The 20,137-nt window shown below is 42.4% G+C and carries 15 protein-coding genes; 9 read left to right on the forward strand and 6 right to left on the reverse strand.

The genetic code is table 11. The features are described from left to right. Window positions 1-113 precede the first annotated feature (113 nt). Entirely contained in the window at window positions 114-4,766 is a 4,653-nt protein-coding gene (locus DTW91_RS05995) for a translocation/assembly module TamB domain-containing protein (RefSeq protein WP_228412668.1), read from the reverse strand. A 5-nt stretch (window positions 4,767-4,771) separates the two neighbouring features. On the opposite strand from DTW91_RS05995, the gene tsaD reads away from it, so the two are divergent. The 3 genes from tsaD to DTW91_RS06010 all read left to right on the forward strand — a co-directional run bounded on the left by tsaD (window position 4,772) and on the right by DTW91_RS06010 (window position 7,488). Then, a complete protein-coding gene (gene tsaD, locus DTW91_RS06000; RefSeq protein WP_125202482.1) occupies window positions 4,772-5,788 on the forward strand; it encodes a tRNA (adenosine(37)-N6)-threonylcarbamoyltransferase complex transferase subunit TsaD in 1,017 nt (338 codons plus the stop codon). Window positions 5,789-5,889: 101 nt separating this feature from the next. After that, window positions 5,890-6,771 (forward strand): DUF808 domain-containing protein, encoded by an 882-nt coding sequence (locus DTW91_RS06005; RefSeq protein WP_125202483.1) that lies wholly within the window; start codon window positions 5,890-5,892, stop codon window positions 6,769-6,771. 24 nt (window positions 6,772-6,795) lie between these two features. Next, window positions 6,796-7,488, forward strand: coding sequence for an RsmE family RNA methyltransferase (locus DTW91_RS06010; protein WP_125202527.1), 693 nt, complete (start codon window positions 6,796-6,798; stop codon window positions 7,486-7,488). Here DTW91_RS06010 and DTW91_RS06015 read toward each other — a convergent pair. Then, entirely contained in the window at window positions 7,485-8,147 is a 663-nt protein-coding gene (locus DTW91_RS06015) for a TrmH family RNA methyltransferase (protein ID WP_125202484.1), read from the reverse strand. The two genes, DTW91_RS06010 and DTW91_RS06015, sit on opposite strands and share 4 nt — an antisense overlap. 89 nt (window positions 8,148-8,236) lie before the next feature. Further along, window positions 8,237-10,024 (reverse strand): membrane protein insertase YidC, encoded by a 1,788-nt coding sequence (gene yidC, locus DTW91_RS06020; protein WP_125202485.1) that lies wholly within the window; start codon window positions 10,022-10,024, stop codon window positions 8,237-8,239. 288 nt (window positions 10,025-10,312) lie between these two features. Here yidC and DTW91_RS06025 point away from each other — a divergent pair, with 288 nt between their 5' ends. The 5 genes from DTW91_RS06025 to hemL all read left to right on the forward strand — a co-directional run bounded on the left by DTW91_RS06025 (window position 10,313) and on the right by hemL (window position 16,094). Beyond that, window positions 10,313-11,164: a transketolase gene (locus DTW91_RS06025; protein ID WP_125202486.1), complete on the forward strand. Its 852-nt coding sequence runs from the start codon at window positions 10,313-10,315 to the stop codon at window positions 11,162-11,164. A 94-nt stretch (window positions 11,165-11,258) separates the two neighbouring features. Further along, on the forward strand, window positions 11,259-12,212 hold the full coding sequence (locus DTW91_RS06030; protein WP_125202487.1) for a transketolase family protein: 954 nt from the start codon (window positions 11,259-11,261) through the stop codon (window positions 12,210-12,212). 305 nt (window positions 12,213-12,517) lie between these two features. Continuing rightward, a complete protein-coding gene (locus tag DTW91_RS06035) occupies window positions 12,518-13,432 on the forward strand; it encodes a 1-aminocyclopropane-1-carboxylate deaminase/D-cysteine desulfhydrase (RefSeq protein WP_125202488.1) in 915 nt (304 codons plus the stop codon). A gap of 242 nt (window positions 13,433-13,674) precedes the next feature. After that, window positions 13,675-14,739: a glucosaminidase domain-containing protein gene (locus DTW91_RS06040; protein WP_125202489.1), complete on the forward strand. Its 1,065-nt coding sequence runs from the start codon at window positions 13,675-13,677 to the stop codon at window positions 14,737-14,739. Between the two features lie 74 nt (window positions 14,740-14,813). Then, window positions 14,814-16,094, forward strand: coding sequence for a glutamate-1-semialdehyde 2,1-aminomutase (hemL, locus tag DTW91_RS06045; RefSeq protein ID WP_125202490.1), 1,281 nt, complete (start codon window positions 14,814-14,816; stop codon window positions 16,092-16,094). Between the two features lie 60 nt (window positions 16,095-16,154). Here hemL and namA read toward each other — a convergent pair whose 3' ends face one another. The 3 genes from namA to DTW91_RS06060 form a co-directional block, all read right to left on the reverse strand. Then, window positions 16,155-17,216 (reverse strand): NADPH dehydrogenase NamA, encoded by a 1,062-nt coding sequence (gene namA, locus DTW91_RS06050; protein ID WP_125202491.1) that lies wholly within the window; start codon window positions 17,214-17,216, stop codon window positions 16,155-16,157. A 118-nt stretch (window positions 17,217-17,334) separates the two neighbouring features. Next, a complete protein-coding gene (locus tag DTW91_RS06055; RefSeq protein ID WP_125202492.1) occupies window positions 17,335-17,619 on the reverse strand; it encodes a hypothetical protein in 285 nt (94 codons plus the stop codon). 187 nt (window positions 17,620-17,806) lie between these two features. Further along, window positions 17,807-18,262: a DUF1569 domain-containing protein gene (locus DTW91_RS06060; RefSeq protein WP_125202493.1), complete on the reverse strand. Its 456-nt coding sequence runs from the start codon at window positions 18,260-18,262 to the stop codon at window positions 17,807-17,809. 139 nt (window positions 18,263-18,401) lie between these two features. On the opposite strand from DTW91_RS06060, the gene DTW91_RS06065 reads away from it, so the two are divergent. Further along, on the forward strand, window positions 18,402-20,012 hold the full coding sequence (locus DTW91_RS06065) for a CTP synthase (protein WP_125202494.1): 1,611 nt from the start codon (window positions 18,402-18,404) through the stop codon (window positions 20,010-20,012). Window positions 20,013-20,137: the final 125 nt, after the last annotated feature.

Below are 20,137 nucleotides of genomic sequence, written 5' to 3' on the forward strand. Positions count from 1 at the left end.
TTATTTAATATATCGCTAATTATTTTGCAAACTTAGAAAAAATTAATTTAACTAAAAACAATTCTTAAAACATTAACACCTTTTAACAAAATCAATAATACGCATGATAATTATCATTTTATCGACTTCTTTCTTAGAGAATCTGCTTTATCCTCATCCGTTCTCACGGTGTCAGATTTTATCTTTTTGCCCTTTTTGAATAATTTGCCGAAAGAATTGAAACTTCTGCTGTACACTACGCCGGCGCCATAACTTTGATTGGCTCCAGGCGTGGTTGTCGTAAGTCCGATATTTGAAGGTTTGGAATAGGCGCGAAACAACCTGCTTCCGTTATTGTTGCGGCTCCAGTCATATTCTATGATTCCTTCTGCAGATAAATAATTATTGGTGGCGTTATCCATTCGTGTTATCGGTACTCCCAAGCCTGTTTTCAATGTTATTCTCGGCGACAGTTCCAGACTCACACTCGTATTGGCGCGGTCGCTTGTGTTGGAATTCGGGTCACCGCTGATATAATCCAAATTGACTTGGAAAGCGCTGCTGATGGTATTGATTACCGAACCCAACTGTTTGAACAGCATATTGTATCCGGTGTTTTGTGCTGTTTTGGAAATGTTGAACTGCAGACCATTTCCATTTGTTACGTTAAAACTGTTGAGTACCAAGATGGATCCGAACTGTATGGTTCTCTCGTCCTCATTGGTCATTTTGGTCGCCAAAGCTTCTCGTACTTCGGCGGAACCATCCGGCGCGGAAACGTCGAATTCGATCTCAGGTTTTGTAAGGGTATTGGTTATTTTGGTTGATAAGACGACATTGATGGGCTGTGTAAGCGTCATTCCCAGATATTCTCCGGCATTGGTTACGGGTCTGGTGTAGTTGGCTGTTATGTCCAGATCCGGCGTCATCGGACTGTCGCTCCAGCGGATGATACTATTTTTGGCAATTTGAAATGTCCTATCCAATATGGCTCTGGAGACAAAGGTGCCGTTATCAACAGTGTAGGTTCCATTCATCGTGATATTTCCGCTTCTTTCCATTTTAAATTTCAGATGTCGGGCCTGGCCTTTTACAGCAATATTTCCCACATCATCACCTACCAAAACATTCACCAGCGTCCCGTTATCGACGGTGATATCAAAATCCATCAGCATATTGGCGCCGGATTTTTTCTTTTTTTCCACACTGATGCCGCCCTCCTCGTCGCGTTTTAGAAATCTAAGAATCTTGAACTCGTCCACTTTAGATTGCGAAGCACTATTAAAGGTAAAAGTACTGTTGTTCAGCACCGTGAGCCCATCGTTTGGAGTAGAAATCTCCAATGCGGAAACCGGTCCGCTGACATAGACATCGCCCTGGCCGTAAACCCTTCCCCAGAACAGATCGTTGTCTTCCTGCGTGTTGTTAATCACCAGAAGATTATCTGCCCGCACAATTAAGTTGATTCCCAGGGAAGAAAGCGTTTCGAACTGGATAGAACCCGAGATACTCCCTTTAGAATTGGCTCGGCCGTCTTTCATCCCGATGTTGTTGAGAAGTGCCAAACCTCGGGAAAGATTGATGACTGTATCATCAAATGAATAATCAACGCCCGTGAAGAGCAATTTGAGTCCAAATCCTTTCAAAGCAAGATCGCCGCTATAATCGATATCATTTACCGGACCCGATATTTTGAGATCGCCTGTCGCCTTTCCGCGGAAATTTCCGAAAATTTCTTTTACAAACTGCTGGGTAAAAGCGAGATCGAAGTCGTTCATATTCGCGTTCACATCCAGAACCGGCGACGCAGCATTGTTATCTATCGTTCCGGTGACGTCCAAAGTATTTTTCCCCAAGAATTCCGACGACAGTGCTTGAATACTGAGGTCGAAGACGTTTGGCTTTTCGCTTTTGGTAATCTTGGTTTCCAGCTTGCCCATTGCTTTTCCATTCATGAAAATATCCGCAACATCCAGATTGATAAGGGGTTCCAGATTGCTTCCCGATTTTCTTACCAAGATAGTTCCATTGGCATGTCCTTGGATATCAATGGGATTCTTGCTGTTTCCTACAGCCAACAGTTTTGAAATATCAAGATTCTTGACTTCTGCATCTGCCGAAAAATCTTTTCCCGATTTGAACTCGGCATTGTTGATCAGCAATTCACTTTCATCAGAAAATATCCGCAAATTTTGTATTAGGAAATCTTTCTCTTTCTTTCTGTAGGTAATCGAATGATTGAGTTCCGGACTCGTATCGACACTCCACGCCACATTGTTTAGTTTAATGGTGGTCGGTTCAAATCTTAAAACATAATCACCGGCAGGATTGGTCGTTTGGTTGATGTTAACGGCATATTCCTTCATTTGATTATTGGTTTCATCCTCCGGCGTTCCCAGTTTGAAAGACGTTCCGATATGAAGAATTTGAGCATTTTCATTATTCGCGGTCAATTTTAGACTTTGGAATACATTATTCCCATATTGTCCTCTTTTTACAGTGGCAAGTAATTGCTGATTGGCGTCCGCCGTATTGACTCTCAAACGGAGACTGTCCACCATCACACTATCGCTCACTTTATTGAGATCGGGCTGATAAATAGCATCGGTCTCTGCAAGGAATTTTTCAGCTTCCGTCAATTCTTTTGTGCTCGTCATCAAATATTTTAGCGACGCTGCATTGGCATTCAGAATGAGATCATTTGTATTGCCGATATAGCTTCCCGAAATTTTGGCGCCATTTTTCAGTTCCAGATCGGGCAGGAAAAATGAAACCAAACCTTGCTGAATATCGAAATCGAAGTCGAAACTTTGATTGTTATAAGTTTTCTTCGGCGGATTGCCTACCAATATCTTGTTGATACTGTTGCCCACCATATTCCCAATATCCGACAAATTGAATGGGCCGGAAAGCCTTCCGGTAACAGCTCCGGGCGCATCTACTGACACCATTCTGTTTCCATTTTCAAAAAAGGCTTTGAGTTTGGAATCTGGAATCTGAAGTTTCTGTGCCGTGGAATTAAGTGTCAAAGCTTTGATTTCGGCATCCAAATTAAGATCATTGAGATTGGTCATCGATAGTTTTCCGGTTATCACGCCGCTCGCGGAGTTGGTATCGCCTGCAGAAATTCCAAAATACTTGAGATTCACATACTTGACATCGGCGGCAACATCGGCGGCCAATCGCCGGGTCGAAAAATCAACCATTCCTTTGAAAGTCCCCTTGGCATTCGGATCGTTGACAACAATGCTTCCTGTGAATCTTTTCTTGTTAAGAACCCCTTCGATGGCAATATTGTTGAGATTTTTGCCCATAAGGTCGATGTGAGCAACGTCGGAATTAGTCTTGACGTACATTGTATTGACATCGAAGCCTTCACCTTGAACATCAAATTTACCTGAAATCAATCCAACCTGTTTATTCTTGGTAAGCGTCGTGACATTCAAATCCTTCACCTCAACATATCCTTTGTATTTCGGGCGTTTTGTGCTGTAATCCACGAGGTTGAAATCCTTCATGGTCGCCTGCCCAATTCCGGTAATCACCTGGCCGCTCGCAAGAATTTGTTTTGGAGTCACCTTTGCCGAGCCATTGTATTTCATCCGTCCAAAATCATCCGCAAAATTTCCCATTTTGGAAGCAATAAATTTCGGAAGCGATGCCTTCAAAGCTTTGTAATTGAAGTCAGCTGAAATATTTTTACTTTCGATGAATACTTTTTTATCGATAATACCCCATAATTTCAGATTTTTGGTATTTAGGTTGACATCTTGCGAGCGGATCAGGAAATTATTAAGGGCAAAATCGTTCAAGGGTCCTGCCATAGTTCCCGAGATATTGATTGGTGTATAATTGTCCCAGTCTGTCACAAAATAACTGAGGTCATAGCCGCTAATCTGGCTTCCCGGAATGATTTTCAGATCCCATTTCACTTTTCTGCCAAAATCGGCAAATTTGGTTTTTGGATCCAGATTCATTATGGCCTCGCCTTGCAGTAGCGAATGATCTGTATTGATGGTAAGTTCTGCAAATTTCAGGTGCTCTTTGGTCAGTTCAAAACTGGTAGAAAAGGTTTCCACAAAATGTTCTTTCCCATATCGTTTTGTAATGAAGCTAAAGTTTCTGATATCGGCAAAAACATCGGGACCCTCCACTTTCAGAGAAGTAACGTGGAGATTCACTTTCCTCGCATCGAGCCATCTACCTGCTTCTCCGGGACTATTTTCATTGACGATGGTAGAGATGCCGTTGATGAGATCGATTTTCATTTTCATCTGGAACTTCGGCTTGTTGGGATCGCGCGGTTTTCCGTCATCAAAATTGTCTACATATCGGATAAAATTACTGATGCTGTCGCCTTTGTACGTGATGACCCTCACAATCGGGTCGATCATCGTGGCTTGATTGAATTTGATATCTCTTGTGTTGAAGGCCAACGCAAACCAATCCGAACCCACGCGCACTTCCCGTGCTTTTACGAATTCGTAGCCTTTATAATCTTTCAAAACCAAGCCTTTAATCGTGACATCACCAAAAAAATTGACCTCAATATCTTGCAGAGACATTCCCATTTTGAGATCCTTATTCAGGAAATCGATGGCTTGATCGGCAATATAGCGCTTGGTAACCGGCAGATTGATAGCAATGAGAACAACAGCCAACAGACCCAAAATGCCAAAGAAAAGATAATTGAGAATCCTCCAGAAGAGTGGTGTTTGCTTCTTCTTGCCGGTCTCATTGACATTGGGAACTTCGCTCGTTGTGTTTTTATTTTCTAAATTTGCCATCTATTATGAGTGCATCAATTATTTTGGGTATCGAGTCTTCTTGCGACGACACCTCGGCGGCCATCATCTGCGGAAGCAAAATCCTGTCCAACATTGCCGCTAATCAGGAAATCCACAACGAGTATGGCGGTGTGGTTCCCGAGTTGGCTTCCAGAGCGCATCAGCAAAACATCATCCCCGTGGTGGAAAAAGCATTTTCCAAAGCAAATATACAACAAAATGAGATTTGCGCGATTGGTTTCACCCGCGGCCCGGGACTTCTCGGATCTTTGCTCGTTGGGACTTCTTTTGCAAAATCTCTAGCGATGAGTCTGGACGTTCCCTTGATAGAAGTGAATCACCTGCAGGCGCACATTTTGGCGCATTTTATTGATGATGCCAATCCCATTCCCCCGACGTTCCCATTTCTATGCCTGACAGTTTCCGGCGGACATACGATGGTGGTTTTGGTAAAAGATTATTTTGAGATGGAAATTATCGGAAAAACCATCGACGACGCGGCAGGCGAAGCCTTTGACAAAATTGGAAAAATCTTTGACCTCGATTATCCTGCCGGCCCCATCATCGATAAGTTGGCAAAAGAAGGCAATCCAGATGCTTTCCAATTCAACAAACCGAAAATGGAAGGCTATGATTATTCTTTCAGTGGCATCAAGACTTCGGTGTTGTATTTTATTCAGAAGGAAGTGCGGAAAAATCCGGATTTCATCAAGGAAAATCTGAACGACCTTTGTGCCTCAGTTCAGAAATCAATTATTGAAATCTTAATGGATAAATTGGAAAAAGCGGCCAACGATCTTCATATAAAAAATGTTGCCATTGCCGGAGGCGTTTCGGCCAATTCTGCGCTAAGAAAAGCCATGGAAATGAATCAGGATCAACTCGGCTGGAACATCTTCATCCCAAAATTCGAATACACGACGGATAATGCGGCGATGATTGCCATTGTTGCCAAACTGAAGTATGAGCGCGGCGAGTTCGCAGATCTCCGGACGACGGCGACAGCGAAATATGATTTGTAAAACCGGTTTAAAATGGCGGCATATTTGCAGAACCGTAAAAAAGTGCAACACTTAGTGACTATTCAGATTTTTAAAACTTACATCTACACAACTTCAAAATTATGGCTTCAGGATTCTTCGCCATCTTAGACGATATTGCCTCATTGATGGACGATATCGCAGTGACCAGCAAAATTGCAACACAAAAAACCGCCGGAATCTTGGGCGACGATCTGGCAGTCAATGCCAAGAAAGCCACCGGCTTCGTCTCTTCCCGAGAATTGCCCGTTCTTTGGGCTATTACCAAAGGATCCTTCGTCAATAAGCTGATTATCCTGCCCATCATTTTTCTCCTCAATTATTTTTTTCCCGAGGCCATCAAAGTGATTCTGGTTTTAGGCGGCATTTATCTGGCTTACGAAGGCATGGAAAAGATTGTGGAATTTATTTTTCACCGAAACAAAAAAGAAGAAGTGGCCACCGTGGAAAATACGGTCGGAACGGACGAAGCCAATTCTGAAAAAACTAAAATCAGCTCTGCCATCAGAACCGATTTTATACTTTCTCTGGAAATCGTCATCATCGCACTTGGCACCGTGATAGAGGAACAGCACCCTCTGCTGGTGCAGATTTTGACGGTGACACTGGTCTCGTTCGCAGCAACGGTCGGCGTGTACGGTATCGTGGCTTTGATCGTCAGGATGGACGACACCGGTCTTTTCCTCATAAAAAAATCCGAAAACAAAGGTTTCTTTACTGGATTGGGACGGTTATTAGTCAGTGCTTTACCCGTTGTGATCAAACTTTTAAGCATCATCGGCACCGTGGCTTTGCTTTTGGTATCCGGAAATATTTTTGTTCACAATATCGATTACATCCATCATTTGATACCGGAAAACATTCCTACATTACTCGCAGACTTAGCTCTGGGAATAGTGTTTGGCTCGGTAGCTGTGCTATTGATGACGGTTGGGAAGAAATTACTTTCTTTGTTTAAGAAATAAAAACTGCAAAAAAAATATTGGATGATGAAACTTTTCTTTGGACAGATTTTCCCCGAAATTTCAATTGATACAGACGAGCAGCAGCACATCGCAAAAGTTCTGAGAATGCGGGAAGGCGAAGAAATTTTCCTTACCGATGGCAACGGAAACCTTGCCAAAGGAACTCTCATTTTCGAAGGAAAAAAAGTCACACTCAATGTTTCTGAAGTCCAAGAAAACCTGCCTGACTTTTCGCCCAAGCTTCACATCGCCATTGCACCTACAAAAAACATAGACCGCATCGAATTCTTCGTAGAAAAAGCCGTAGAACTGGGAATTTCGGAAATCAGTTTGATCCTCACCGAGCAAACCGAGCGCAAAAATATCAACATAGACAAGCTGAGAAAACAAGCAATTGCAGCTTCAAAGCAAAGTCTGCGTTCTCATTTTCCTAAGATTAATGATCTTCAAAAATTTTCTGAATTGATGAAGAATTTGAATTCCGAAAATACCTTCGTGGCACATTGCAACAAAAGCCTTGCAAGAATCTCGCTAAACGATATTCCAACATTGGATCGCTACACATTTCTGATTGGTCCGGAAGGCGATTTTTCGGACAAGGAAATTCAATTATTGGCGGAGAAAGGTATCAAAGCAGTTTCGCTTGGAAATCAAAGGCTGCGAACAGAAACAGCAGGGATTTTCGTGGCGGCGTGGAATTACGATAAGATGCTTTAAAGCTGATTTTCTCGCTCATATTTTTCTAAAATCTCTTTCCCACTTTTGATAGAATTAACGGCCCAACGGATCTTCAATTTCAACATTTTTTCTTCTGTCAATTTGTAATCGATTTTGGATTTAATGAGTTTTTGTTTAAGTTCATACATACAGATTGCGGCGGCAACGGAGACATTGAAGCTTTTTGTAAATCCAAACATTGGGATGGCTAAAGTTTCGTCGGCAAAGTCCAAAAGTTCGTCCGTGGTTCCTTCCCATTCTGTTCCGAAAACCAAAGCTATTGGTTCTTCAACTTTGTAATCCGGAAGCATTTTGGCATTATTTTCGGCAGAAACTGCGACAATTTTGTAACCTCTATTTTTGATTTGCTGAAGAGAATCAATTGTTCGTGGCATTTTCTCTACCTCAACCCAAGTATCTGCGCCTTTGGTAACTTTCAGATTTGGTTCGAAGAAGTTTTCTTTTTCCATCGCTACGACTTTATGAAAACCGCAAGCTTCCACAGAGCGCACGATCGCCGCAGCATTCCGGAATTGGTAGATATCTTCCATCACGGGCAAGACGAAGTCCGAACTTTCCTGCGCGTAATGTTCGATTTTTTGAAGACGTTCTTCTGTCAGAAATTGCTGGAGATATTCGTAATTAGATTGTAAATTCATAATCCATAAAAAAGGCTTCGACTCCGCTCAGCGTGACATACAATTTGGCAAAAATAAAAAAAGCGGCAAAAATGACCGCTTTCTAAAATTTATTTCTTTTTGTTTTTGGCTGCTTCTTGCGCTTTCTGCTGTTCCTGCGCCTTCTCCATCATCTCTCTCATTCTCTTCTGGAAATTGCCTTCCTTCTTCGGTTCTTTCTGCTTATTGGCCTGGATTTGGGCGTGGATTTTCTTCTCATCGAGGATGAAATATTTGATGACCAAAATAATCACAATATTAATCGCATTGGAAACAAAATAATACCAAGAAAGGCCTGAAGCAGAACTGTTCAGGAAGAACAAGAACGTAATCGGGAAGATGTACATCAGCACTTTCATATTCGGCATCCCTTCCTGCTGTGGTTGTTGGATGTTGCCCGACGTCATCACCGTGTAGATCAAGATCACCACGGTACAAGCCAAAGCGAATATACTCAAATGCTCTCCCAAAAGTGGAACGTGGAATCCGAATTTGATCACGTCATCATAAGCCGTCAAATCCGGAGCGAACCAGAAGCCTTTACCTCTAAGATCTATCATATTGGGAAAGAAGCGGAAAAGTGCGTAGAATAAAGGAATCTGAACCAATGCGGGGATGCAGCCCGCCATCTGATTGACGCCGGCCTTCCTGTAAACCGCCATTGTTTCCTGCTGTCTTTTCATAGGATCGGCGTCTTTGTATTTGGCATTGACCTCATCGATTTCCGGGCGGATGACCTTCATCATGGCACTCAGTTTGTGTTGCCTAAACATGACCGGAGACAGGATCAATTTTACAATAATCGTCATCCAGAAAATCGCCCAGCCTGCCGCAATACCCCACGAGGAGATCAAATTGTACATCGGCATAAAGACATATCGGTTTAAGGATCCGATGAATGACCAACCCAAGGGAGGTATCTCGTCAAAATTTTTATCAAATGTCTTGAGAAGATCGATATCCAATGGCAAAAAATACCAAGTGAAATCCTGATTTAGCTCGTTTCCTGCGAGATTAACTTGCCCTTCGAAATTAAATTTCTTCAAAAAATCGCCTTCCTCGATAGATTCCTGATTCCCTTTAGAATTCGTGAATCCGTTTTTAGCCTCGATGATAGCCGCGAAAAATTGTTGCTTCACGCCGATCCAGTTCAAGGTTTCATCAGGTTCATTCATTTCAGAACGTGCATCGTAGTCGTAGCTTTTGTAATTATTGAAAGCATACGAAAACTCCGTATGGGTTTCCTCTTGCGACCTACCTTTTTCGGCGCCTTTCACCGTATAGTCCCAAACGAAATCGGCCTTACCATCGTTGACCAATGGGGACAATCCTTGGGTTTTCACTTGGAAATCAAGCGTGTATTTTGGTTTTAATGTATAAATGAACTGAATGACTGCGGTTCCCATTTTGGAAGTCAACGTCACGGTATTTCCGGCAACGGCCGGCGTGAAAACCAGATCTTTGGTATTGAAAACTTTCCCGGTCTTGTCTGTGAACCGGAAGCCGTAGCTCGCATTGTTGTGGCTGAAAAGATAAAGCGGTTTGCCACCGAAGGCTGTATAGCGATTCAGTTTTACAGAAGTTAGTTGGCCGCCGATACTAGAAAACTCCAAAGACAGTTCATCATTCTGAAGATTTACCTTTTGAACAGAAGCGGGCGTCACCGGGCTTTCGTTCAGATGGGTCGCAACGGGTTTTGCTTTGGTGGTTTGTTCAGTCTTTTTGGCCTCCATCGCCAGTTTTTCCTGCTCGGCTTGTGCATTTCGGTTTTGGAAATAAAACATAAAACCGATAAGAATCATAGAAAAAATACCGAAGCTGATCAGCTGGTTTTTATCTAATCCGGTGTTTTGCTGCATTATAGAATTTAATTAAAGTTTTAGATTCTTGATTTGAAGGTCTTTCCTTCGACAATTCGGAGACCAAATTCCGGCTCAAACAGATTGCTCAAAAATCTACATCATTTCGGTCTGCAAAAATAGGATTTATTTTTCAGATTCTGTTATAAAGACGACCAAGGTGCGGATTTACTTTTTTTCGAATTTTAATGAATCTTGCTTGTCAATGGGGGATTCTCTATTGTGATGTACCACTTGGATTTTGACCTAAAAAATCTGTACTTTCGCAACCAAAGTAAATCTAATAAAATGACTAAATCTATTGAAGCGTTGAAAAGCCTGGCAACGCAGATCCGAAGAGACATTCTAAGGATGGTACACGCCGTGAACAGCGGTCACCCAGGCGGCTCGCTCGGCTGCACCGAATATTTTGTAGCACTTTATGGCGAAGTTTTGAACTACAAATTACCCTTCACGATGGAAGGTAAAGATGAAGATTTGTTCTTCCTTTCCAACGGCCATATCTCGCCCGTTTTTTACAGTACTTTAGCAAGATTCGGATTTTTTCCGGTGGCAGAATTGGCAACATTCCGAAAACTGAATTCAAGATTGCAAGGTCATCCTACCCCGCACGACGGTTTACCGGGAATCCGCGTCGCGTCAGGATCTTTGGGTCAAGGTTTATCGGTGGCTCTGGGCGCAGCACAAGGCAAAAAATTGAATAACGATAACGCACTGGTGTACTCGCTCCACGGCGATGGCGAGCTGCAGGAAGGCCAGATATGGGAAGCATTAATGTACGGCTCGGCAAAAAAAGTGGACAACATCATCGCGACCGTAGATTACAACGGCAGACAAATCGACGGAAATACCGATGATGTCTTGTCATTGGGCGACCTCAGAGGAAAATTGGAGGCCTTCGGGTGGTTGGTTTTGGAGGAAAAAAACGGTAACGATCTGGAAGCGGTCATCGCGATTCTTAAAAAAGCAAAATCGGAAACCGGCAAAGGAAAACCGATCGTCATCTTACTTCACACAGAAATGGGAAGCGGTGTCGATTATATGATGGGAACGCATGCTTGGCACGGAAAAGCGCCAAATGACGAGCAACTGGAAACGGCTTTCAAGCAATTATATTTAGAAGCACCCGCAGATTATTAACGATAAATCTCCAATGATAAATGAATAGCTTATTTATAAAAAGTAACTTATCCTAAAAATCATTTATCGGTTATCAACATTCAATTATATAAAAATGAAATATACCTACACCGAAAAAAAAGATACACGCTCGGGTTTCGGAGCCGGTTTGGCAGAGTTAGCAGACACCAACCCCAATGTTGTAGCCCTCTGCGCCGATTTGATTGGCTCTTTGAAGATGGAAAAATTCATCGAGAAAGCTCCGGAGAGATTTTTCCAAACCGGAATTGCAGAAGCCAATATGATGGGCTTGGCGGCGGGTCTTACCATCAACGGGAAGATTCCTTTTGCCGGGACGTTCGCCAATTTTGCAACCTCCAGAGTTTACGACCAGATCCGCCAGTCGATTGCCTATTCCAACAAAAATGTTAAAATTGCAGCTTCCCACGCAGGCGTTACTTTGGGCGAAGATGGCGCAACACATCAGGTTTTGGAAGACATCGGAATGATGAAAATGCTGCCGGGCATGACGGTCATCAATCCTTGCGATTACAACCAGACCAAAGCCGCCACTTTAGCTGTAGCAGCACACCAAGGTCCTGTTTATTTGAGATTCGGCCGCCCCGTGGTTCCAGTTTTCATCCCGGAAGACATGCCTTTCGAAATCGGAAAAGGAATTCTTTTGCAAGAGGGAACAGACGTGACGATCGTCGCAACCGGACATTTGGTTTGGGAATCATTGCTGGCAGCAGACGAGTTGGAGAAAGAAGGAATCTCTTGTGAAGTGATCAACATCCACACAATAAAACCTTTGGACGAAGAGATTATCCTAAAATCCGTAGAAAAAACCGGAAAAATAGTTTCAGCAGAAGAACATAATTTCTTAGGCGGGCTGGGCGAATCCATCGCAGGTGTTTTGGCCAGAAGAAGACCAACGCCTCAGGAATTTGTGGCTGTCAACGATACTTTCGGAGAATCGGGGACGCCGGCTGAACTGATGAAAAAATACCAAATCGATGCAGAAGCTGTCGTAAAAGCAGTGAAAAAAATCCTCGACAGAACAAAATAATTCTCAGAAATAAATCATACAAAATCCACCATTTTTTCGGTGGATTTTTGTTTGCAAAAGTTTTAGGAGCTAATCCCGCTTTCCGTTGCAATCTTTTTCTTTTCAAAAAAAGAAAAAGGATTTTCACTACAATCGGGGCTATGGGTTTGGTCATCCCAATAAAGTTATCAGATAAGTTGAACATTCAAAAAACGCAAATTCCCCTCCTTTGGAGGGGTGGATTCCGAATTTACAAATTCGGAAGACGGGGTGGTCAGTAATGGCAAATAAAATGAAATTTTCAACCAAAATCAGTAATTTTGAAGATGCTTCAAATCCCGAAACATCAAATCCCGATCATCGAAATCAAAACCCGGTTCGATGTCCAAATTTTCATCAAAAGAGAAGACCTCATCCACCCAACAATTTCCGGAAACAAATTCTGGAAACTCTTTTTAAACGCCAACCAATATCTGGAATCTAAACCAAAAAATCCGATGCTGATAACGTTTGGCGGCGCATTTTCCAATCATATTGCTTCGGTTGCTGCTTTTGGGAAAGAATTTGGAATCAAGACCATCGGAATCATCCGAGGAAATGAATTGGAAAATATTTGGCAAGCAAATCCGACACTTTGGCAAGCTTCGCAAAACGGAATGGAATTTCAGTTTGTATCGCGAGAAGACTATCAAAATAAAGAAAATCTCAGCCAAAAATTCTCGGAAAAATATCCAAATGCCTTAATAATTCCGGAAGGTGGCAGCAATGTTTTTGCGGTAGAAGGCATCCAATATATGCTGGGCAAAGACACCAAAGATTTTGATTATCTTTGCGCGGCAGTTGGGACCGGCGGCACATTGGCGGGGATTTCCAAGTTTGCGAAAGCGCATCAGAAGGTGCTGGGCATCAAAGTGGTAAGAGATGATTCTTTGGGAAAAACCATTTTGGACTGGAGCAGCAGACGAAATTTTGAACTGAAAGACGCCGAAGAAAGTCGGTACGGTAAAATATCGGACGAGAATATCCGTTTTATCAACTGGTTTTATAAAAAATATCAAATTCCGTTGGATCCCATTTATACCGGGAAGATGATGCAGGCTGTTTTTGAATTGGCCCAAAAAGGTTTTTTTCCGACAGCTTCCAAGATTCTGGCATTCCACACCGGCGGACTGCAAGGCATCGAAGGGGCAAATCGGTTTTTGAAAAGTAAAGGAAGAATTCAAATCGACCAATATTTGTAACTTTGTAATAGACGCCGCCGAATGTTGGATTTTCGAATGAATCTCAATAAAATGTAATAAATTTATATCGATTATCAAAACTGAAAATGGATGGCGAAACCCATAGCCCCGATAGCAGCGGCATCCTTTTTTGTCTTTGGGTAAAGGCTTTATTGATGATCACAACGCCGAAGACAAAAAAGATATAGCGGATAGCGGGATTAAGCTCCTAAAAAAAATTAAGTGTTTAGTAAATAGTCAATATGAGAAAGTTTTTAGTGATTGGTTTTGTAAGTATTTTGGGCATTGTAAAATCTCAAACGTGGAATACGGAAGACCAATACATCCAGAAATTTGCGCCGTATGCCGTGGCAGAAATGGAGAAATATAAAATCCCGGCAAGCATCACGCTGGCACAAGGCCTTTTGGAGACCGCCGGCGGACAGAGCATCCTGGCGCAGCAGGGCAAAAACCACTTCGGGATCAAATGCAAGGAAGACTGGACGGGGAAAACGATGAAACATACAGACGACGCGCCGAATGAGTGCTTCCGCGTGTACGACGATCCAAAACAGTCTTATGAAGATCATTCGGTGTTCTTGGCCAACAGAAAATATTACGTCGGCCTCTTCAAACTGGATCCTAAAGATTATAAAGCCTGGGCGTACGGTCTGAAAAAAGCCGGATATGCCACCAATCCGAGGTATGCAAATATCTTGATTGATAAAATCGAGAAATATAGGCTGTATGAATTCGATAACACGACCACAGACGAGGTCTTTTATGCGATCCTAAAATTGTATCCTGCGCTGAGTAATGATGCGGTTTTCATGGCGCAACTGAGCCAAGAAAAACAGAATGACAAAGTGCCGCCTCCGACAATCAAGGTGGACTACACGCAAGAATCGTATGCAAAGCAACAAAAGCAAATTTCGGAAATCGTAGATTCCAAAACCAAAGCGGCGCTTCTGAAAAATATTCTGGTGAAAAACCATCCGAACGGCGGACTTAAATTCTTGGTGGTGCCTGTGGATGCAGACCTTTCTGACATTTCTAAGAAATTCGGCATCAGCGAAAAACGCTTGATGAAGTACAACGAACTGGAAGATTCTAAGCTCGCGAAAAATGACATCATTTTCTTGGAAAGCAAAAACTCATCCGGAAACAAGGAAACTTATAAAGCCGGAATCGGGGAAACGATGCACGATATTGCTCAGAAATTTGGGGTCAAACTTGCGAAGTTGTATTCCAAAAACAGAATGACGGCAGGGCAAGAACCAAAGGCAGGACAACTGATTTATCTGCAAAGTAGGAAACCGAGAAGCTAAATAGATATTAGCCTTTAGATGTTAGAAATTAGAACTAAATTCTATCATCTATTAACCAACAACTATCAACCAAAATGTTATACCAAAGGAGTTCAGCACTTTTTGAAGAAGCGTACAAATATATTCCGGGCGGCGTGAATTCGCCGGTGCGGGCCTTCAAATCGGTGGGCGGCGTTCCGCTTTTTATGAAATCTGCGAAAGGTGCTTATTTGACCGATGAAGATGACAGAACTTACATCGATTACATCAACTCTTGGGGACCGGCGATTTTAGGACACACACATCCCGAAGTTTTGGAAGCGATTCAGAAGCAGGCCGAGAAAGGATTTTCCTTCGGGACACCAACAGAATTGGAAACCGAGATCGCAAAATACATCGTTGAAAACGTCCCGAATATTAATCAAATCCGAATGGTTTCTTCCGGAACTGAAGCTTGTATGAGCGCAATCCGTTTGGCGAGAGGATATACGGGCAGAGAAAAAATCATCAAGTTTGAAGGCTGCTATCACGGTCATTCAGACTCATTTTTGATTCAGGCGGGAAGCGGAATGGCAACGTTCGGAAGCCCAAATTCACCCGGCGTAACCCAAGGAACCGCGAAGGATACGTTGCTTGCCGAATATAATAATTTTGAGCAGGTGGAAGATCTTTTCAAAAAGAATCCGGAACAAATTGCGGCAATCATTGTAGAACCGATTGCCGGAAATATGGGTTGCATTTTACCCGAAAATAACTTCCTTCAAAACCTTAGAAAAATCTGTGACGAGAATGGCGCTATTTTGATCTTCGATGAGGTGATGACCGGTTTTAGATTGGCTTTTGGCGGCGCGCAGGAAAGATTGAATGTAAAAGCCGACTTGGTTACATTCGGAAAAGTGATCGGTGGCGGACTGCCGGTTGGTGCTTTTGCAGGAAGAAATGAAATTATGAATCAGCTTTCGCCGAGAGGAAATGTCTACCAGGCCGGCACTTTGAGCGGAAATCCATTAGCAATGAGAGCCGGACTCAAAACTTTGCAATTAATCAAAGAAGATCCTGATTTTTACAATAAACTCGATAAGACAACGGAAACCTTAGACTTCGAAATTGGTAAAATCCTCAATGAGAAAGGCATTCGTCACAGAATCAACCGAAAAGGAAGTATGATGTCGATTTTCTTTGATGTGACTTCGGTAAGTAATTTTAAGGACGTGAATAATTCCAATATCGGTTTGTTTAATAACTTATTTCATCAGGTTTTGGAACAGGGGATTTATCTTCCGCCAAGTGGCTATGAAACCTGGTTTATTTCTTCTGCAATTGGCGATGCGGAAATTGATAAGACGCTGGAGGCTTTTAGGAATTTTGAGTATTAGAATAAAGTAGATTTAGAAAAAACCTTTCAAGGTTTGAACAATTTGAAAGGTTTTTTTAATTTATTTCGAAGGTTTTGCCCGCAAATACTGATGCGGATAGAAATTCTCTTCATCATTTTCCCACGCGGCAAGAACTGCAAAATAAGGATTTCTTAAGATTTCTCTTGCAAAGAAAATCAAATCTGCCTTGCCGCTTTCCAGAATTTCTTCAGCCTGCTCTGCCGTAGTGATTAGGCCCACAGCCGCGGTTCTGATTTCGGCATTTTTCTTCACATATTCTGCCAACGGAACTTGGTAGCCCGGAAGCAGCGGAATGGTAACACCATTGATATTTCCACCGCTGGAAACATCCACCAAATCCACATTTTTAGTTTTCAAAACTTTGGCGAGTTCCGCACTGTCATTGATATTCCAGCCGTTTTCTGCATATTCGGTTCCCGAAATTCTTACAAATAAAGCCTGATTTTGCGTCAGCTCGGAATTGACTGCATCTACAATTTCCATCAAAAATCTGGCTCTGTTTTCAGGATTTCCACCGTATTCATCTGTTCTTGTGTTGGAAAGTGGAGACAGAAACTGATGAATCAAATAGCCGTGCGCCGCATGAATTTCTATCACATCAAAACCAACATCGACGGCTCGTTTTGCGGCCTTCCGAAAATCTTGAACCAAATTTTTAATTTCTTCAGCGGTCAAAACGTGCGGAATTCTTTCGGAAGGCAGAAATGGAATCGCACTGGGAGCAATAGTTTCCCAGCCTTCCTCGATGCTGATTTGGCGACCGGTTTCTGCGGAGACCGAGCCTTTTCTGCCGGCGTGCGCCAATTGGATTCCGATTTTGCTTTCAGAATTTTGGTGGACGAAATTCACGATTTTTTTCAGCGCTTCGGCTTGCTCATCCTTCCAAATCCCAAGACATCTGTTGGTAATTCTTCCGCGAGGTTCTACTGCAGTTGCTTCTGTAATCAAAAGTCCCACGCCGCCTTGAGCACGACTGCCGTAATGGACGAAATGGAAATCATTGGCAACGCCGTCTTCCGCAGAATACATGCACATTGGCGACATTACGATTCGGTTGTTCAGCTCTATGTTTCTGAACGTTATGGGTGTGAAAAGTTTCATTTTATTTTAATTTATTTTTATTATCAAAATTAACAGGGAACATCAAGCTGTTATCGTTGTTTACCCAATTACCTTCGAAGCTAAGAGTTGGTATTTTACTAAGTTTGTATATCATCATTTATCCGGAGAAAACTCCATTATGTTTTACTGAACCTTTTTCTGAGAATTTGTAATCATAAAATCTAACAGATGATTCATTAAATTTTTTTGTTCTTTTTGGATTAAAAGTAACTGCACCTTCAAAATCTGCTTTTGCCCCTTCTACATTAGAATAACCATTAACTTTATAAGTTTCCGGCGAATCTTTATCTACGAAAACGGAATAAAAACCCACATTTATTTTTGTGTTGTTATCAATCTTTCCAAAATAAGGTTTGGCATTATTCATAATAAGCTCCGGCATTTGTGCTTTGGAATAAATACTTCCAAAAATCATCCATAAAAAAGGGGAAAAAATTTTTTCAGAACCATCATTTTAAAACATTGAATCACTCGCAGCCCGACTTGAGTGGAAATCCTTTTTTTGCGTTGGGAAAAGCTTTGGCAAAAAAGATTGGGAACGGAAGGCGGATTAAGCTGCCCGAATAATTCTAAACCCCAAACTGTTTCAAATGATGATCCAAATGCTTGGCCAACATATTATTCCATTCTTTGGAAGTCAGTTTCCCAAAGATGAAACTTTCTTTCCCTTCGAAGGCGTCGGCACCCAATTGTTGTGTTTTTTGCACGAAACCTATCAGGCGTTTTTTCTCTTCTTCAAAATTTTTGTCACCTGTAATGACAAACATGGCTTGTGTCGGAAGATTTTGCTTGTATGGAATTTCGTTCGTTACCTTTGGTTTTACAAAATTCTTGGACAGCCATTTTGCAATGAAGGTAGGCTTAGGGTGCTTTTCGGTTTCATAGATGAGTTCGAAGGTCACGTTGCAATGCGCGAGCATCTTGTCCACAGACATCAACCCCCATTTGGGGAAAGAATCCTCCGTGAGTGTATTGATTCTCCGGATGAAATGATTTGCATCGTTTTGATCGAAAATGTTTTTCATAAAGTAATACTCTGTTTAGTCGAAGAAATTGATTACAAATATAAGCCAAATCAAGAAATGAACCTTAAGTTTTTGTAAACCGCGGTTATAGCATTGCGTGTTCAATATAGATGCTTTAACTTTGCACAAACCTAATCTAATGAGTAAAAAAGAAACGAAATACATCTTTGTGACAGGAGGTGTAACGTCGTCACTGGGCAAAGGAATTGTATCCGCTTCTTTGGGACTTCTGTTGAAATCGCGAGGTTTTAAAGTCACCATCCAAAAACTTGACCCTTACATCAATATCGATCCGGGTACGCTTAACCCTTATGAACACGGCGAATGCTATGTGACCGACGACGGTGCAGAAACAGACTTGGATCTCGGACATTACGAAAGATTCTTGGACGCTCCCACCTCTCAGAACAACAACGTCACCACCGGTAAAATCTACCAAACGGTGATAGAAAAAGAAAGAAAAGGCGATTTTCTTGGCAAAACCGTTCAGGTGATTCCCCACATCACCAACGAAATCAAACGTCGCATCAAGATGCTGTCCAAAAAAGATTACGACATCATCATCACAGAAATCGGCGGTACAGTCGGAGATATAGAATCTCTGCCGTACATCGAAAGCGTGCGGCAGTTGCAGTGGGAACTGGGCAAAACCAATTCGATGGTCATCCACCTGACCTTGTTGCCCTACTTAGCCTCCAGTGGCGAACTGAAAACCAAACCCTCGCAACATTCCGTGCGCCAGTTGATGGAAAGCGGCGTCCAAGCCGATGTCTTGGTTTGCCGAACAGAATACACCATCCCGAAAGAGCAGAAAGCAAAGCTCGCGCAGTTTTGTAATGTCAGTTTAGGAAACGTGATCGAGTGCATCGATATGGAAACCATCTACGAAGTGCCATTGTACCTTCAAAAACAGAATTTTGACGAGGTGGTTCTCAAAGAATTAAACCTGCAACCGGGCAAAGAATCCAATCTCAAAGAATGGAAAACTTTCCTTAAAAAATACAAAAACCCCAAACGAAGCGTCGAAATTGCTTTGGTGGGGAAATATGTTTCGCTTCAAGATTCTTATAAATCCATAGCCGAAGCCTTCATCCACGCCGGTGCCGATATGGAAACCGAAGTGAGAATCAAATGGGTGTACAGCGGCGACATCGAAGTAGAAGGTGCAGAAAAATTATTACAAAACGTGGATGGAATCCTCATCGCGCCCGGTTTTGGCGATCGTGGTATCGAGGGCAAAATTCAGGCAGCCAAATATGCGCGAGAAAACAAAATCCCCTTGTTCGGAATCTGTCTCGGTATGCAGATTATGACGATAGAATTTGCAAGAAATGTCTTGAATCTCGCCAAAGCCAACAGTATGGAGTTTGACACCTCTACGCCCGATCCCGTGATTGCGCTGATGGAGGAACAAAAAAATGTGGTGGACAAAGGCGGCACAATGCGTCTCGGCGCATGGAAATGTGTCCTGAAACAAGGCTCGAAATTGGCCGAAATCTATGGCGCAAAAACCATCTCGGAGCGCCACCGCCACCGCTATGAGTTCAACAGCGATTATAAAAAGGATTTTGAAGACCACGGATTGATGCCCACCGGACATAATCCCGAAACCGGACTGGTAGAAACTTTGGAGCTGAAAGATCATCCTTTCTACATCGGTGTGCAATACCATCCGGAATATAAAAGTACCGTTGCAACGCCACACCCGCTTTTCAAAGCGTTTATTGCCGCCGCAACAAAAGGAAAGTAAGCATAACTGCGGATTTCGGTTCGCAGTTTTTTTGAGGATTATTTATAATGTATTTTCTCACTTAGTTCAATTGGATTATTAAATTTCTTGGGCGTAAAATTTTTCTCCCGCGCACTTCAGTAAGT

It is taken from the genome of Chryseobacterium sp. SC28 (genome assembly GCF_003932955.1).
In the GTDB taxonomy this organism is placed as follows: Bacteria; Bacteroidota; Bacteroidia; order Flavobacteriales; family Weeksellaceae; genus Epilithonimonas.

Excerpts from the sequence above, each read along its gene's own strand:
- DTW91_RS06005 (WP_125202483.1), top strand. The coding sequence starts at position 5,890 with ATGGCTTCAGGATTCTTCGCCATCTTAGACGATATTGCCTCATTGATG.
- DTW91_RS06035 (WP_125202488.1), top strand. The coding sequence starts at position 12,518 with ATGCTTCAAATCCCGAAACATCAAATCCCGATCATCGAAATCAAAACC.
- DTW91_RS06065 (WP_125202494.1), top strand. The coding sequence starts at position 18,402 with ATGAGTAAAAAAGAAACGAAATACATCTTTGTGACAGGAGGTGTAACG.
- DTW91_RS05995 (WP_228412668.1), bottom strand. The coding sequence starts at position 4,766 with ATGGCAAATTTAGAAAATAAAAACACAACGAGCGAAGTTCCCAATGTC.
- namA (WP_125202491.1), bottom strand. The coding sequence starts at position 17,216 with ATGAAACTTTTCACACCCATAACGTTCAGAAACATAGAGCTGAACAAC.
- yidC (WP_125202485.1), bottom strand. The coding sequence starts at position 10,024 with ATGCAGCAAAACACCGGATTAGATAAAAACCAGCTGATCAGCTTCGGT.
- DTW91_RS06015 (WP_125202484.1), bottom strand. The coding sequence starts at position 8,147 with ATGAATTTACAATCTAATTACGAATATCTCCAGCAATTTCTGACAGAA.
- DTW91_RS06060 (WP_125202493.1), bottom strand. The coding sequence starts at position 18,262 with ATGAAAAACATTTTCGATCAAAACGATGCAAATCATTTCATCCGGAGA.
- DTW91_RS06055 (WP_125202492.1), bottom strand. The coding sequence starts at position 17,619 with ATGCCGGAGCTTATTATGAATAATGCCAAACCTTATTTTGGAAAGATT.
- DTW91_RS06040 (WP_125202489.1), top strand. The coding sequence starts at position 13,675 with ATGAGAAAGTTTTTAGTGATTGGTTTTGTAAGTATTTTGGGCATTGTA.
- DTW91_RS06025 (WP_125202486.1), top strand. The coding sequence starts at position 10,313 with ATGACTAAATCTATTGAAGCGTTGAAAAGCCTGGCAACGCAGATCCGA.
- hemL (WP_125202490.1), top strand. The coding sequence starts at position 14,814 with ATGTTATACCAAAGGAGTTCAGCACTTTTTGAAGAAGCGTACAAATAT.
- tsaD (WP_125202482.1), top strand. The coding sequence starts at position 4,772 with ATGAGTGCATCAATTATTTTGGGTATCGAGTCTTCTTGCGACGACACC.
- DTW91_RS06030 (WP_125202487.1), top strand. The coding sequence starts at position 11,259 with ATGAAATATACCTACACCGAAAAAAAAGATACACGCTCGGGTTTCGGA.
- DTW91_RS06010 (WP_125202527.1), top strand. The coding sequence starts at position 6,796 with ATGAAACTTTTCTTTGGACAGATTTTCCCCGAAATTTCAATTGATACA.